General features: G+C 75.8%; 12 protein-coding genes. 7 read left to right on the top strand and 5 right to left on the bottom strand.

The annotated features are described in order from the left end of the window. Positions 1-36: 36 nt before the first annotated feature. The 4 genes from AB0R04_RS09275 to AB0R04_RS09260 are packed head-to-tail and all read right to left on the bottom strand — an operon-like array spanning position 37 to position 3,482. Positions 37-813, bottom strand: a complete 777-nt coding sequence (locus AB0R04_RS09275; protein WP_363369496.1) for an ABC transporter ATP-binding protein — start codon at positions 811-813, stop codon at positions 37-39. After that, positions 810-1,592, bottom strand: coding sequence for an ABC transporter ATP-binding protein (locus AB0R04_RS09270; protein ID WP_363369494.1), 783 nt, complete (start codon positions 1,590-1,592; stop codon positions 810-812). The genes AB0R04_RS09275 and AB0R04_RS09270 overlap by 4 nt, the downstream gene beginning before the upstream one ends. After that, positions 1,589-2,536 (bottom strand): ABC transporter permease, encoded by a 948-nt coding sequence (locus AB0R04_RS09265; RefSeq protein ID WP_363369492.1) that lies wholly within the window; start codon positions 2,534-2,536, stop codon positions 1,589-1,591. The genes AB0R04_RS09270 and AB0R04_RS09265 overlap by 4 nt, the downstream gene beginning before the upstream one ends. Position 2,537: 1 nt before the next feature. Next, positions 2,538-3,482 (bottom strand): ABC transporter permease, encoded by a 945-nt coding sequence (locus AB0R04_RS09260; protein ID WP_363369490.1) that lies wholly within the window; start codon positions 3,480-3,482, stop codon positions 2,538-2,540. A gap of 743 nt (positions 3,483-4,225) precedes the next feature. On the opposite strand from AB0R04_RS09260, the gene AB0R04_RS09255 reads away from it, so the two are divergent. From AB0R04_RS09255 to AB0R04_RS09225, 7 genes are all read left to right on the top strand, one after another. Continuing rightward, positions 4,226-5,167, top strand: a complete 942-nt coding sequence (locus AB0R04_RS09255; RefSeq protein WP_363369488.1) for a response regulator transcription factor — start codon at positions 4,226-4,228, stop codon at positions 5,165-5,167. A 252-nt stretch (positions 5,168-5,419) separates the two neighbouring features. Continuing rightward, positions 5,420-6,199, top strand: a complete 780-nt coding sequence (locus AB0R04_RS09250; protein ID WP_079135393.1) for a hypothetical protein — start codon at positions 5,420-5,422, stop codon at positions 6,197-6,199. Position 6,200: 1 nt separating this feature from the next. Next, positions 6,201-8,036 carry an asparagine synthase (glutamine-hydrolyzing) gene (gene asnB / locus AB0R04_RS09245; protein ID WP_363369485.1) on the top strand — a complete coding sequence of 612 codons (1,836 nt, stop codon included), beginning with the start codon at positions 6,201-6,203 and terminating at the stop codon, positions 8,034-8,036. Beyond that, positions 8,033-8,563, top strand: coding sequence for a flavin reductase family protein (locus tag AB0R04_RS09240; RefSeq protein WP_079135392.1), 531 nt, complete (start codon positions 8,033-8,035; stop codon positions 8,561-8,563). Before asnB ends, AB0R04_RS09240 begins: the two co-directional genes overlap by 4 nt. Positions 8,564-8,590: 27 nt before the next feature. Further along, the gene (locus tag AB0R04_RS09235) at positions 8,591-10,183 is read left to right on the top strand and encodes a 4-hydroxyphenylacetate 3-hydroxylase N-terminal domain-containing protein (RefSeq protein WP_363369483.1); all 1,593 of its coding nucleotides are present in this window, start codon (positions 8,591-8,593) and stop codon (positions 10,181-10,183) included. Further along, complete coding sequence (locus AB0R04_RS09230) at positions 10,180-11,022, top strand: class I SAM-dependent methyltransferase (RefSeq protein ID WP_363369481.1); 843 nt, start codon at positions 10,180-10,182, stop codon at positions 11,020-11,022. Before AB0R04_RS09235 ends, AB0R04_RS09230 begins: the two co-directional genes overlap by 4 nt. 112 nt (positions 11,023-11,134) lie before the next feature. After that, on the top strand, positions 11,135-12,013 hold the full coding sequence (locus tag AB0R04_RS09225; protein WP_244293271.1) for a helix-turn-helix domain-containing protein: 879 nt from the start codon (positions 11,135-11,137) through the stop codon (positions 12,011-12,013). 42 nt (positions 12,014-12,055) lie between these two features. On the opposite strand, the gene AB0R04_RS09220 is transcribed toward AB0R04_RS09225, so the two are convergent. Then, the gene (locus AB0R04_RS09220; protein WP_363369479.1) at positions 12,056-13,309 is read right to left on the bottom strand and encodes an MFS transporter; all 1,254 of its coding nucleotides are present in this window, start codon (positions 13,307-13,309) and stop codon (positions 12,056-12,058) included. Positions 13,310-13,343: the final 34 nt, after the last annotated feature.

Below are 13,343 nucleotides of genomic sequence, written 5' to 3'. Positions count from 1 at the left end.
GCTGAGAAGAGGTGTGTGCCGGGCTTCGGCGGCGGGTCACGCGACGCCGGTGGCGGCCTCCAGCAGCGCCCGGGTGTACGGGTGCGCGGGGGAGTCCCAGAGCAGGCCGGCCGGGCCCTCCTCGACCACCCGGCCGTGCCGCAGCACCAGCACCCGGTGGGCGAGGTGCCGGACGACGGCGAGGTCGTGGGAGATGAACAGGTAGGCCAGGCCGGTGCGTTCCTGGAGGTCGGTCAGCAGGTCGAGCAGGCGGGCCTGCACGCTGCGGTCGAGGGCGGAGGTCGGTTCGTCGCAGACGACCAGGTCCGGCCCGGTGGCCAGGGCCCGGGCGACGGCCACCCGCTGGAGCTGCCCGCCGGACAGCTCCCGCGGGTAGCGGTCGGCGAGCGCGGGCTCCAGGCCGACCTGGGTGAAGAGCCGGGCGACGGCCGCGGCGCGTTCGGCGCGCGGCGTGCCGTGCAGGCGCAGCGCGAAGGCGACCGCCTCCCCGGCGCGCAGGCTGGGGTTGAGCGATCCGCGCGGGTCCTGCGGGACGAACTGGAGCCGACCCCGCAGCGCCCGGTCGGCGCGGCCGCGCAGCCGGTACGGATCGCGGCCGGCGAAGCGGACGCTGCCGGCGTCGGGGGTGAGCACCCCGAGGGCGAGGCGGGCCAGGGTGGACTTCCCCGAGCCGGATTCGCCGACCAGGCCGACGGTCTCGCCCGGCGCGACGGTGAGGCTGACGGCGTCCAGGGCGGTCCGGTCGCCGTAGCGCTTGGTGACGGCGTCGACGACCAGGACCGGGCCAGGCTGGGTGTGGTCAACGGTGTTCATCGGCGGGCTCCCGGTTCGGCGGCCACCAGGGCGGCGGTGAAGGCGTGTTCCGGGTCGCCCAGCACCCGTTCGGCGGGCCCGAGTTCGACGATCCGGCCGGCCCGCATGACCGCCACGGTGCCGCCGATCCGGCGGGCCGCCGCGAGGTCGTGGGTGACCAGCAGCAGGGCGATGCCGCAGTCGGCGCGCAGGGTGGTGAACAGGTCGAGGATCCGCCCGCGGATCAGCGCGTCGAGCGCGGTGGTCGGCTCGTCGGCGATCAGCAGTTCCGGGCCGCAGCAGATCGCGACGGCGATGGCGGCGCGCTGGCGCAGGCCGCCGGAGAGCTCGTGCGGGTAGGCCCGGGCGACGCGTTCCGGGTCCGGGATGCCGGCGGTGGCGAGGAGCTTCGGGACGGCCGCGCGGGCGGCCCGGCGGTCGGCGGCGATCCCGTGCCGCCGCAGCACCTCGGCGAGCTGCGGGCCGATCCGGCGCAGCGGGTCGAGCGAGGCGGTCGGGTCCTGCGGAACGTAGCCGATCCGCCGGCCGCGGACGTCGGCCAGTGCGCGTTCGCCGAGCGCCCGCAGGCCGGTCCCGGCGAGCCGGACGCCTCCGGTGACGGCGGCGCCGTGCCCCGGCAGCCCGAGCACCGTGCGGGCGACGGTGGTCTTGCCGCTGCCGGATTCGCCGAGCAGCACCAGGGAGCGGCCGGCGGGCAGGGTGAGGGAGACGTCGTCGACGGCCCGGACCCCGCCGGGGTACTCGACGGTCAGGCCGTTGATCTCCAGCAGCGCGCTCATGCGCCCACCCGCTTCGCGGCTCGCGGCCGGGCCGAGCCGTCGGCCGAGCCGTCGGCGGACTGGTCGGCGGACCGGTCGGTGGACCGGCTCGCGGCGGCGGGGGCGGCGTGCGCCAGCAGGGCGCCGGTGTCGCCGACGCGGGTACGCAGCGTCTCGCCGAGGGTGTTGAAGACGACCGAGACGGCGATGATGACCAGGGCCGGCAGGACCGCGACCCAGGGGTGGGTGAGCAGCGAGGGCCGCAGCTCCTCCAGCATCGCGCCCCACTCGGCGGTGGGCGGGGCGACCCCGAGCCCGAGGAAGGACAGCCCGGCGGCGTACATGATGGCCAGCCCGACCAGCGAGGACGCGTACACCAGGACCACCGGCGCCACCACCGGGGCGACCTGGCGCAGGACCAGCGACCCCCAGCCGGCGCCGCTGACCCGGGCGGCCACCAGGTATTCGGCGGCCCGGACCCGCCGGGTCTCGGTGAACGCGACCCGCGCCACCGCGGGGGTGAGCACCACCGACAGCGCGAGCACCGTCGCGCCCAGGCCGGGCGTGAGCAGCGAGGCGATGGCGATCGCCAGCAGCACCCCGGGGAAGGCGTAGAGCACGTCCAGCAGGCGCAGCAGGGCCTGTTCGGTGATCCGGCCGCCGAGCCCGGCCACGACGCCGAGCAGGGTGCCGACGACGGCGGCCACCGCGACCGGGACGAGCCCGCCGGTGAGCGAGGCGCGCCCGGCCCAGATCAGCCGGCTGAGCAGGTCGCGGCCCTGGCCGTCGGTGCCGAGCAGGTGGCCGGGGCTGCCCGGGTCGAGCAGCCGGTCCGCCAGCCGCCCGGCGGCCGGGTCGTACGGGGCGACCAGCGGCGCGGCGAGTGCGAGCAGGACCAGCAGCGCGGCCAGGGCGGCGGGGACGGTCAGGCCGAGGTTCGCTCGGGCGAGGACACGTGACGTCACATCAGTTCCTTACTCGCGGGTCGATCGCCGCGTGCGCCGCGTCCACGAGGATGTTGACGCCGACGAACGCGACCGCCACCACCAGCACCCCGCCCTGCACCAGGGGCAGGTCGCGGGAGGTGAGGGCGTCGTACAGCAGCCGGCCGACGCCGGGCCAGGCGAACAGGGTCTCCACGAAGATCACCCCTTCCAGGAGGTAGGCGAGTTGCAGGCCGCCGATGGTCAGCAGCGCCGGCGAGGCGTTGTGCACGCAGTGCCGTAGCACGGTGGCCGGGCGCAGGCCGCGGGCGCGCAGCGAGTCGGCCAGCTCGCCGGCCAGCACGCCCCCCAGCGCGGCCCGGAACACCCGGGCGGTGAGCCCGAGCGGGACGAGCGCGGCGGCCACGGCCGGCAGGACCAGGTGGCGGGCCAGGTCGGGCAGGCCGCCGGAGCCGAACACGTCGTGCGTGCCCCCGGCCGGCAGCCAGCGCAGGCCCACGGCGAAGACGGCGATCAGCAGCAGGGCCACCGAGTACTGCGGGGCGGAGACCGCGAGGGCCGACAGCGCGCCGGAGATCCGCCCGCCGGGGCCGCGCGGGCGTAGCGCGCCGACGGCGCCGAGCGCCACCCCGCCGACCAGCACCAGCAGGAAGGCGGCCGCGGTCAGGGTCAGCGTCTGGCCGAGCGCCGGGAGCAGCAGGTCGGCGACCGGGCGCTGGCCGGAGACGGAGATGCCGAGGTCGCCGGTGAGCGCGTGCCAGAGCCAGGAGGCGTAGCGGGCGGGCAACGGCTGGTCCAGGCCGAGCCGTTCGGAGAGCTCGCGGCGGGCCTCGGGCGGTGCGCCCGGCCCGAGGAAGAGGGCCACCGGATCGCCGGGGACGAGCGTGACGGTCGCGAAGACGACGGCGGTGACGCCGAGCAGGGTCGGTACGGCCAGCAGGAGGCGGCGCAGCAGGAAGCGGGTCACCCGGCCCTCCGTGGCGTGGCGCCGGACTGGCCGGCGGCGGGCCGGTTGGGCGGGGCGGGCATGGGGCTGGTGGTCCTTCCGGGAGGGGCGGTTCGGGAGCGGTTCGGGACGGTCGCCGGTGGTCACCGGCGGTCACCGGCGGCGTCCGGGGTGCTGGAGCGCCGGACCGGGGCCGTGGGACGGGCCGTTCGCCGGGGGGCGGATGCCGCGTCCGGGCGGGATCGGGTGCCGGAGCACGGGTCGGGCGGTCCGTGGGACGGGGGACGTCGGTGCCGCTCCGGCAGCTGCGGCCGCTTGAAGGAGCGTTGCGGACCAGTGGCCCGGACAGCCAGTCAGCACTTGATGCTGTTACTCCTGGTCACAGCATCCGGAGTGTCAGGACCGCCACTGCCCAGGACGCCGAGCCCCGGTTCCGTCCTTGACCTGCACAAGGAACCGGACCTAGGGTTCCCCGCATGGCTATTCGGCGGACCGACATCACCCTGGTCGGGATCGGCGGCTCGTGGCACCGACGGTGTTTCGACGAGCTCTGTCGCCCGCGCGCTGCGCGCTGACCGCCCCGTTCCCAGCCGCTGCGGTCGGCGCCCCTCCCCAGTCCCGGACTCCGCAGCCGACGCCCGTGCGCGTCCTCGACGGATCCTCGCCGCAGCACCCGTGCCCACCGGGCCGGCCCGCCACCAGCAAGGGGACCGTATCGCCATGCCGTACCTCAGACGCCCTGCCTCCGCCCCCGGGGGTGCGCGATGGCAGCAGTGAGCAAGCTCGCCGTACCGGCCGGCCCGCGCGGCCGCCGGATTCCCGCCCGACGCGGCGCCTGCGGCGGCGCCACCCTGGTGGACGCCCCCGCCGCGGGCGCGCCGCCGGTGCACGCCGCACCCCCGGCGCAGGCCGAGATCGACAACCCGCTCGACCTGATCGCCGGTCACCAGCTGCTGGCGGAGACGGTGACGCCGCCACCGTCGGTCGGGCCGACCGCCACCGGCTGTGGGTGCGGCCATCCGATGTGCGTGGAGGAGGACCGCGACCGCACCGCCGACGCCCGGGTGTTCCTGGTCGAGCGGCACTCGGTGGCCAGCGCCGGGCTGCGCAGCGTGCTGACCACCGTGCCCGGACTGGCCGTGGTCGGGTCCACCGGCGACCCGCTGCGCGCGGTGGCCGCCGTGCGTCGGGTCGCCCCCGACGTCATCCTGCTCGGCCGCGGCGCGAGCCTGGAGGCCGACCTCGCCGTCGTGGTGGCGCTGCGCGGCCCGGACGCGGCGCCCGACGCCCGGGTCCTGCTGCTGCGCCGGGCCGAGTCGACCGCCGAGGCGAGCCGGATGCTGCTGGCCGGGGCCAGCGGCTGCTTCCCGCTCGACCTGGCCGAGGACCGGATCATCAGCGCCGTCCAACTCGCCGCGGCGGGCGGGTCGGTGTTCCTGCCGGCGCCGCCGCCGGCCCGCTCCCACGCGGCGGTGCCCCCGCAGCACGTCGGCGAACTGCCGCCGCAGCACGCCGGACTGACGGATCGTGAGCACGAGGTGCTGGTCCAGCTCGGGCTCGGGCTGAGCAACGCCGAGATCGGGCGGGAGCTCGCCCTGGCCGAGGCGACCGTGAAGAAGCACCTCACCCAGGCCATGCGCAAGATCGGGCAGCCCGACCGGCTGCGCGCCGCGCTCTACGCCCACCGGCACGGCCTCGCCGGGTAGTCGGCAGGTCCTCGTCACCACACCACCCTCCGGAGGGCGGGCCCCGCAGCACGTGGGGCCCGCCCTCCGTCGTGTTCCGGCCGCCTCCCGCAGGTGACCTTCGGAGCATGCGCGAGGCGACGATCGGCGCCCTGAGCGGCGCCGTTCGGGGCTACCGGGGCGCCCGGCCCGCTCCGTAGCGTGGCGGGAAACGACCACCACACGACGGTCCGAAGGATCGTCCAGCCGAAGGGAGATGGCCCGATGGGGGGTGTGTCCGACAGGACCGGCGGTCCGACCGGTTCCACCGGTGCGGCGGGTGCCGACGCCGGCCCGCGCACGGCGGTGCTGGCCGCCGCGAGCCACCGGAGCCCCGGCGCGGAGCAGCCGAGGTCCCCGTACCGCGCGATGTCGGACGCCGAGCGGTCGGCGCTCTGGCGCCAGCGGCTGCACGAGGCCGAGGCGGGCCTGACGCGGTACCTGGTGTCGCGCGGGAACGGGCTGCACCTGACCGACTGGTTCGTGCTGCAGTCCGAGCTCTTCGCCGACCTTCCCGCGCCGGACGCCCCGGCCCCGGAGTGGCAGCGGGTGTTCTTCCGCGACCAGGCGCTGATGGAACGTTTCCTCGTGCGCCGCTACGGCGAGGAGGGGCTGGGGGACTGGGCCCGGTCCAATGCCGAGGTGCACCGCGAGGTCGAACCCGACCACGGCCGGGGCGCCGCCGACCCGATCCACCGGATCGCCCGGCAGGCCGAACTGTACGGCTCGGAGTACGAGTTCGACGACGAGGAGCCGCCCGGCGCCGAGCACGCGGCGCTCACCATCACGCACTGTGCGATCTGGGACTACCGGGAGAAGGCCCGGCGCTCGGGCGTCCAGCTGACCCTCGCCTCGCCCTGCACCTACTGCACCGAGGCGCTGTCCGCCAACATCCGCGCCAAGGGCTACCGGCCCGCGCACCGCCTGACCAACGGCCCGACCGGCCACGGCTGCCGCTGGGAGTCGAGCGCCGCAGCCGGGCCCGCCGCCAACGACGAACCGGGGGAGTCCTGAGATGTGCGGTGTCACCGGCTGGATCGACTGGGACACCGACCTGCGCCACCAGGTGCGGACGGTCCGGGAGATGACCGCCACCCTGGCCTGCCGCGGCCCGGACGCGGACGGCGTCTGGCTCTCCCGGCACGCCGCGTTCGGCCACCGCCGGCTGTCCGTGATCGACCTGGACGGCGGGGCCCAGCCGCTCGCCGACCGCCCGGGGCCCGACGCCGGCGCCGTGCTCTGCTACAACGGGGAGCTCTACAACCACCGCGAGCTGCGCGCGCAGTTGGAGGCCCTCGGGCACGTCTTCCGGACCCGCTCCGACACCGAGGTGGTCCTGCGGGCCCACCTCCAGTGGGGCAAGGACGCGCCGACCAGGTTCAACGGCATCTTCGCCTACGCCCTGTGGGACGCCGCGCGCGAGGAACTGCTGCTGGTCCGCGACCACCTCGGCATCAAGCCGCTGTACTGGCACGCCCACGCCACCGGGGTGCTGTTCGGCTCCGAGCCCAAGGCGGTGCTCGCGAACCCGCTGTTCCGCGCCGAACTGGACGCCGAGGGCATCGCCGAACTGTTCGCGCTGCCCGCCGCGCCGAGCGCCGGCCACGGCCTGTTCCGCGGGCTGCACGAAGTCCGGCCCGGCCACCTGGTGGTCGTCGGCCGCGGCGCCACCCGCGAACTCCGGTACTGGCGGCTGGAGTCGGCCGAGCACCGGGACGACGCCGCGACCACCCGAGGCACCGTCCGGGACCTGCTCGCCGACGCCGTCGAGCGGCAGCTGATCAGCGACGTGCCGCTGTGCACCCTGCTCTCCGGCGGCGTCGACTCCAGCGCCGTCACCGCGCTGGCCGCGGCCGCCCGCGAGCGGGCCGGCCACGGGAAGATCGCCAGCTTCTCGGTCGACTTCCCCGGCAGCACCGACCGCACCCCGGACGCCTGGCGGACCACCCTCGACGCCCCGTACGTGCAGGCCGCCGCCGAGCACATCGGCACCCTGCACACCACCGTCCTGGTGCCCGACGACGACCTGCTGGACGCCCGCGACGCCGTCCTGCGCGCCCGGGACCGGCCCGGCTGGGGTGAGATGGACGCCTCGCTGCACCTGCTCTTCCGCGAGGTGCGGCGGCGCTCCACGGTCGCGCTCTCCGGCGAGGCCGCGGACGAGATCTTCGGCGGCTACCCGTACTTCCACGACGCGCAGGCCGTCGCCGCGCCGACCTTCCCGTGGCTGCACGGCAAGGCCACGCCGGCGGACCTGCTGCGCCCGGACGTCCGGGCCGAGGTGCGCCCCGAGGAGTACACCGCCGCCGCCTACCACCGCTCGCTCGGCGAGGTGTCGCGCCTGCCCGGCGAGTCGGCCGCCGACGCGCGGATCCGCGAGGTCTTCCACCTCGCGCTCACCCGCTGGCTCCCCCCGCTGCTGGACCGGGTGGACCGGGTGTCGATGTCGGTCGGCCTGGAGGTGCGGGTGCCGTTCTGCGACCACCGCCTGGTGGAGTACCTGTGGAACGTCCCGTGGGCGCTCAAGGCGCCGGACGGGCGGGCCAAGGGCCTGTTCCGGGACGCCGTCCGGGACCTCCTCCCGCCGCAGGTCGCCGACCGGCCCAAGAGCGGCTACCCGTCCACCCCGGCCGTCCGCTACACCGAGGTGCTCACCGCCCGGGCGCACGAGCTGCTGGCCGACCCGAACGCGCCGGTCTTCGAGCTGGTGGACCGCGAGCTGGTCCGCCGGCTGCTCGCCGAGGGCCGCCCGCTGCCCAGCCCGCGCACCGCGCCGAACCCGGTCGGCGGCCTCGACCACCTGGTCCAGGTCGACGAGTGGCTGCGCGCCTACCGGGTGGGGCTGCGATGAGCGGCCCCGCGGCGGCCGTGACCACGGCGAAGGCCACCGAGGAGGCCTTCCGGGCCGCCTCCCGCGGCTGGACCACCGGGGTCGCGGTGGTCACCACCCGAGCGGACGAGGAGGTCTTCGCCAAGACGGTCTCCTCCTTCAGCACCCTCTCCCTCGACCCGCTGCTGGTCACCGTCGCGGTCAGCCGCCACAGCCCGCTCGTGGCCGCGGCCCGCGCCGCCGGACGGTTCGGCCTCTCGGTCCTGACGGACGGCCAGTCGGCGGTGGCCCGGCGCTTCGCCACCCCCGGGGCCGGGCGCGCGCTCGGCGGCTTCACCGCGGTGCCGATGCGGACGGCCGTCACCGGTGCCCCGCTCGTCGACGACGCCCTGGCCTGGTTCGACTGCCGGCTGCACGGCACCCTGCCCGGCGGCGACCACACCATCCTGGTCGGCCGGGTCGCCGCCGCGGACCGCGGCGACGGCGACCCGCTGCTCTACCACGACGGCCGGTACCGCGTGATCGACCCGAAACCCTTGAACCCTTGAACCCTTGACATCAAACGGAGTTGGCGCATGACACTGCTGGGCACCATCACCGGCCGCGGCGCACCCGCCACCGCCCGCGGCCTGCTGACCGGCGACCGGTACCGGGCCGAACTGGACGACGGCCGCGAGCTCTACCTCGACGGCAAGCGCATCGCGAACCCCGCCGAGCACCCCGCGTTCCGCCCGGCCGTGGACGAACTGGCCCGCCTGATCGACCTCCAGCACGACCCGGCCCACCGCGACCTGCTCACCTGGGAGGACCCGGACAGCGGCCTGCGGCTCGCCCGCGCCTACCAGCCCCCGCGCACCCTGGAGGACCTGCGGCTCCAGCGCCGCAGCGCCGAGCTGTGGCACGCCGAGGCACTCGGACAGCAGGGCCGCTCACCCGCCTTCATGGCCTCGATCGCCGTCGGCGTCTACGACTTCCGGCACCAGCTGGCCGGGGCCGACCCGCGCTTCGGCGCCAACGCCGAGGCGTGGTACCGGCATTGCGCGAGCAACGACCTGGTCCTCTCGCACGCCCTCGGCGACCCGCAGATCGACCGCTCCGCCAACCCGCTCGACGACCCGGACCTCGCCCTGCGCGTCGTGGAGGAGAACGACCGGGGCATCGTGGTGCGCGGCGCCAAGCAGCTCACCACGCTCGCCCCGATCGCCCACGAGGTGCTGGTCTACCTCTCGGCGTCGTTCACCGAGGGCCGCGGCGAGCAGTTCGTGACCTGGTTCGCCCTGCCGCTCAACACCCCCGGCCTGATCACCCTCGCCCGCGAACCGCTCGGCAGCGCCTCCTGGGGGCACGCCCACCCGCTCGGCGCGCGGTTCGACGAGCAGGACGCGATGCTCTTCTTCGACGACGTCCTGGTGCCCTGGGACCGCGTCTTCCTGCTGCGCGACGCGAACCTGGCGCGCACCGGCCTCGGCCGGATCAACGCCTGGAGCGCCTACGTCGGCCACATCCGCTACCGCGAGCGCCTGCGGACCCTGCTGGCCAGCGCCACCCTGGTCGCCGAGTCGATCGGGGTGGACGGCTTCCGCAACATCCAGGAGGACCTGGGCCGCCTCGCCGGGTACGCCGAACTGACCGAGTACTTCCTCGACGCCGCCGAGGCGCGCGGCGGCCTCACCGACGGCGGCCTGTTCGCCCCCGGCGACACGGCGGCCTCCCGGGTCTGGTCGGCCGAGGTGGCCGGCAGCGCGGTCGAGATCGTCCGCAGGATCGGCGCCTCCGGGCTGCTCATCCAGCCCACCGCCGGCGACCTCGCCAACCCCCGGCTGCGCCCGCACCTGGACCGCTACATGCGCGGCCGGGACATCGACGCCGAACGCAAGGCCCGGCTCTTCCGGATCGCCTGGGAGCTGACCGGCGACGGCTTCGGCCAGCGCCAGGACCTCTACGAGTACGTGCACCGGGGCGACCTGGCCCGCAACCGGATCAACCTCTTCAAGCGCTACGACCAGAGCGCCGCCCGGGAACGGCTGCTGAAGCTGGTCGACCAGGGTGTCGCGGAGCAGCCCGCCGTCGTGGAGCCGTCCGCCGCGGAGCAGCCGTCCACCGACCAGCCGTCCACCAACCAGCCGTCCACCGCACAGCCGTCCACCGTGGAGGAGAACCAGCCGTGAGCACGTCCGCCGTCGAGATCCAGGCCCGCACCCTCGCGGGGTACGCCGACGCCAGCCGGCTGCGCCAGGTCCAGGACCGTGACTGGGTGCTCGACCAGGTCACCGGAGCCCCCGAATCCCTGATCGACCTCGGCAGCGGGATCGGCCAGCTGCTCCAGGAGGCCCTGGAGCGCTTCCCCTCCCTGCGGCGCGCCGTCGGCCTGGAACGCTCCGAGCACCGCATCGCCGAGGCCGCCGCCCGGCTCCAGCCCTACGGCGAGCGGGTCGCCCTGCACCGGGCCGACCTCACCGTGCCCGAGCCGCTGCCGTTCCGGGCCGACCTGATCACCCAGACCTCGGTGCTGCACTGGCTGTACCCGGACGAGGAGCGGATCTTCGCCTGGGCCGCCGCCCACCTCGCCCCCGGCGGCCGCTTCCTGCTCACCACCTACCACCCGGCCCGGGACGAGCGCGGCCTCGGCGGCGAGGACGAGCTGGTCCGCGACGCCCTGGTCGCCCTCGGCACCCCGTACGACGAGGTGCCCGGCGTCCTGGAACGCGCCGGGGTGCTGCCGATCGCGACCCGGACCAGGACCGTCGACGAACTCGCGGCGGTGGTGGGCCCGCACCTCGCGGTGGCCGGCCACCTGGAGCGCGACGCCGTGGTCACCGTCGACGGCGCCGCCCAGTACGAGCACTTCCACGCCGCCACCTTCGGGGACTACTACAGCCGTGCGGTGCCGGCGCAGCAGCGGCCCGCCTTCTTCCGCGCGGTCGGCGAGAGCGCCTGGCGCCGGCAGCAGGAGCGCGGCCACGTCAGCCACATGCCCGTCCGGCTGTGGCAGCTGACGTCTCGTTAACAACATGTGTAGCCCGCCGCTCACCCCTGGGGTGGGCGGCGGGCTGCGTCTACGCTGGTGGCAGCCCACACCCCCGCATTCGACGGCACCGACCAGGGCCGAGGAGCCAACCGTGTCAACTCCCCCCGCAGGCAGGGAACTCGGCGCCTTCCTGCGCGCCCATCGCGAGCTCCTCAAGCCCTCCGACGTCGGCCTCACCGCGACCACCCGGCGCCGCACCCCCGGTCTGCGCCGCGAGGAGGTCGCCTCCCTCTCCGGCGTCGGCCTGGCCTGGTACACCTGGGTCGAGCAGGGGCGGGTCACCGCCTCCCGGCAGGTGCTGGAGGCGATCGCCCGGGTGCTGCGGCTGGACGCGGCCGGGCTGCGGCACGCCATGCGCCTGGCCGGCTACCACGAGCCGACGGCGGCCGCCGCCTCGGAGGACGGCGCCGACCGGCTCGCCGAGGCCATCCGGCCGGTCCTGGACTCCTGGCCCACCAGCCCGGCCGTCCTGCTCGACCGCCACTTCGACCTGCTCGGCTGGAACGCCGCCTGGGTCGCGCTCTGGGGCTCGCCCGAGTTCGTCCCCGCGGACCGGCGCAACCTGATGTGGGTGATGGCCGCCGACCACCGGGTGCGGGCCGTGTTCCGCGACTGGGAGCCGCTCGCGATGAACGTCTTCCAGCAGTTCCGGGCGCAGGCCGGCCCCGCCCTGGCCGACCCCCGCACCGGCGAGGTCTACCGGCACCTGGACGAGGACGCGCCCGAGTTCCGGCACTGGTGGGGGTGCCACTCGGTGGCGGAGCTGACCGTCCGCACCGTCACCGTCGAGCCGGCCGGGCTCGGCCCGGTCCGGCTGACGCTGTCGTCCTTCCACCCGGTGGACGACCCGACCGCGACGGTGCTGCTGTTCACCCCGCACGGCGCCGCCGACCGGGCGCGGATGACCGAACTCGTCGATCATCCGTTGCGCGCGGTCGGCGGCGTGGAGGGGGAGCGCCGGGTCGGCTGAGCCGCCGGCCCTGCCGGGCATCCCGGCCGTTCCGGCGGGGCCTCAGGTGCCCGATGCGGTGGACCGGCGCAGGCCGAGGCTGACCGCCAGCGCGCCCAGGGCGGCCACCAGCGCGAGCCCGGTGCCGATCAGCAGGGTGCCGTCCGTGACGTTGCCGAACGTGCCGATCGCCCAGGCGCCGAGGCCGGTGCCCGCGTACATGGTCGAGGTCAGCCACGCGCTGGAGGTCGCCCGCAGCTCCGGGGCGATGGTGCCGGCCAGCGTCTGCTGGTCCGTCACGAAGCCTCCGGAGGCCAGGAACCACACCACCACGCCGGCCAGGGCGAGGACCAGGCCGGGCCCCTTGGCCGCCAGCGCGACGCCCGCCGCCAGCAGCACGCCCCACAGCGGCAGCATCGGCAGGTCGGAGCGCCCGGCCGTCCTGGCCCGGTCCCCGAGCCGGCCGCCCAGCAGCGAGCCGACCAGGCTGCCCGCACCGACCAGCACGCCCACCAGGCCCAGGGCCTGCACCGACAGGTCGAAGCGCTGCACCAGCACCGCGCCGAGGAAGGTGTAGGCGCCCAGGTTGGCCGTGTTGAACACCGTGTTGACCAGCAGGGCGCGCCGCAGCGTCGGGTCGGCCCAGCCCGCCAGGATCGCCCGGACCGCCCCCACCTGCGGCGCGGCCGCCTGCGCCGAACGGCGCCGGACCTGGCTCAGCAGCAGCGGCACGGCCGCCGCGGTGCCGATGGTCAGCGCCCAGAACGCCGACCGCCAGCCGGCCAGTCCGGCGAGGAAGCCGCCGAGCGGCACGCCGATCACCTGGCCGCAGGAGAACAGCGCCATGCCCAGGCCGAGGGCCCGCCCGCGCACCGCCTCCGGCGCGGTCTCGGCGATGTGCGCCCAGATCGCCGGCCCGGCCGCGGCCGCCGCCAGCCCGGCCACCGCGCGGGAGACGACCAGCAGCGTCAGCCCGGTGGAGAGGGCGGCCGCCGCGTTGGACACGACGAACAGCAGGGTGCCCGCCACCAGGGTGCGACGGCGGCCGAACCGGTCGCTCAGCAGCCCGAGGAAGGGCGCCGCGACGGCGTACACCAGCACGTAGGCGGTGACGCTGGAGGCGGCGGCCGCCTCGGTGGTGTGCACCGAGTCCGCGATGGTCGGCAGCAGCGGCGACACCAGGAAGGTCTCCGTGCCGAACAGGAACAGCAGGAGGAACACTCCCGCGTAGCGCCACCGGTCGAAGGTCTGGGCCGGCGCCAGGGGCGGGACGTCCTCGGCCTGTTCGGGTCGGGGCGGGTCGGAGATGCTGCTCACAGCGATCACCACCTTGTCGTGCGAGGGAGCGGCC

Source organism: Kitasatospora sp. NPDC056731 (assembly GCF_040687675.1).
Classification (GTDB): Bacteria; Actinomycetota; Actinomycetes; order Streptomycetales; family Streptomycetaceae; genus Kitasatospora.
This window is presented reverse-complemented; position numbering and strand designations above follow the sequence as displayed.

Coding starts and splice junctions, on each gene's coding strand:
- AB0R04_RS09275 (WP_363369496.1), bottom strand. CDS start 813: ATGAACACCGTTGACCACACCCAGCCTGGCCCGGTCCTGGTCGTCGAC.
- AB0R04_RS09270 (WP_363369494.1), bottom strand. CDS start 1,592: ATGAGCGCGCTGCTGGAGATCAACGGCCTGACCGTCGAGTACCCCGGC.
- AB0R04_RS09255 (WP_363369488.1), top strand. CDS start 4,226: ATGGCAGCAGTGAGCAAGCTCGCCGTACCGGCCGGCCCGCGCGGCCGC.
- asnB (WP_363369485.1), top strand. CDS start 6,201: ATGTGCGGTGTCACCGGCTGGATCGACTGGGACACCGACCTGCGCCAC.
- AB0R04_RS09240 (WP_079135392.1), top strand. CDS start 8,033: ATGAGCGGCCCCGCGGCGGCCGTGACCACGGCGAAGGCCACCGAGGAG.
- AB0R04_RS09235 (WP_363369483.1), top strand. CDS start 8,591: ATGACACTGCTGGGCACCATCACCGGCCGCGGCGCACCCGCCACCGCC.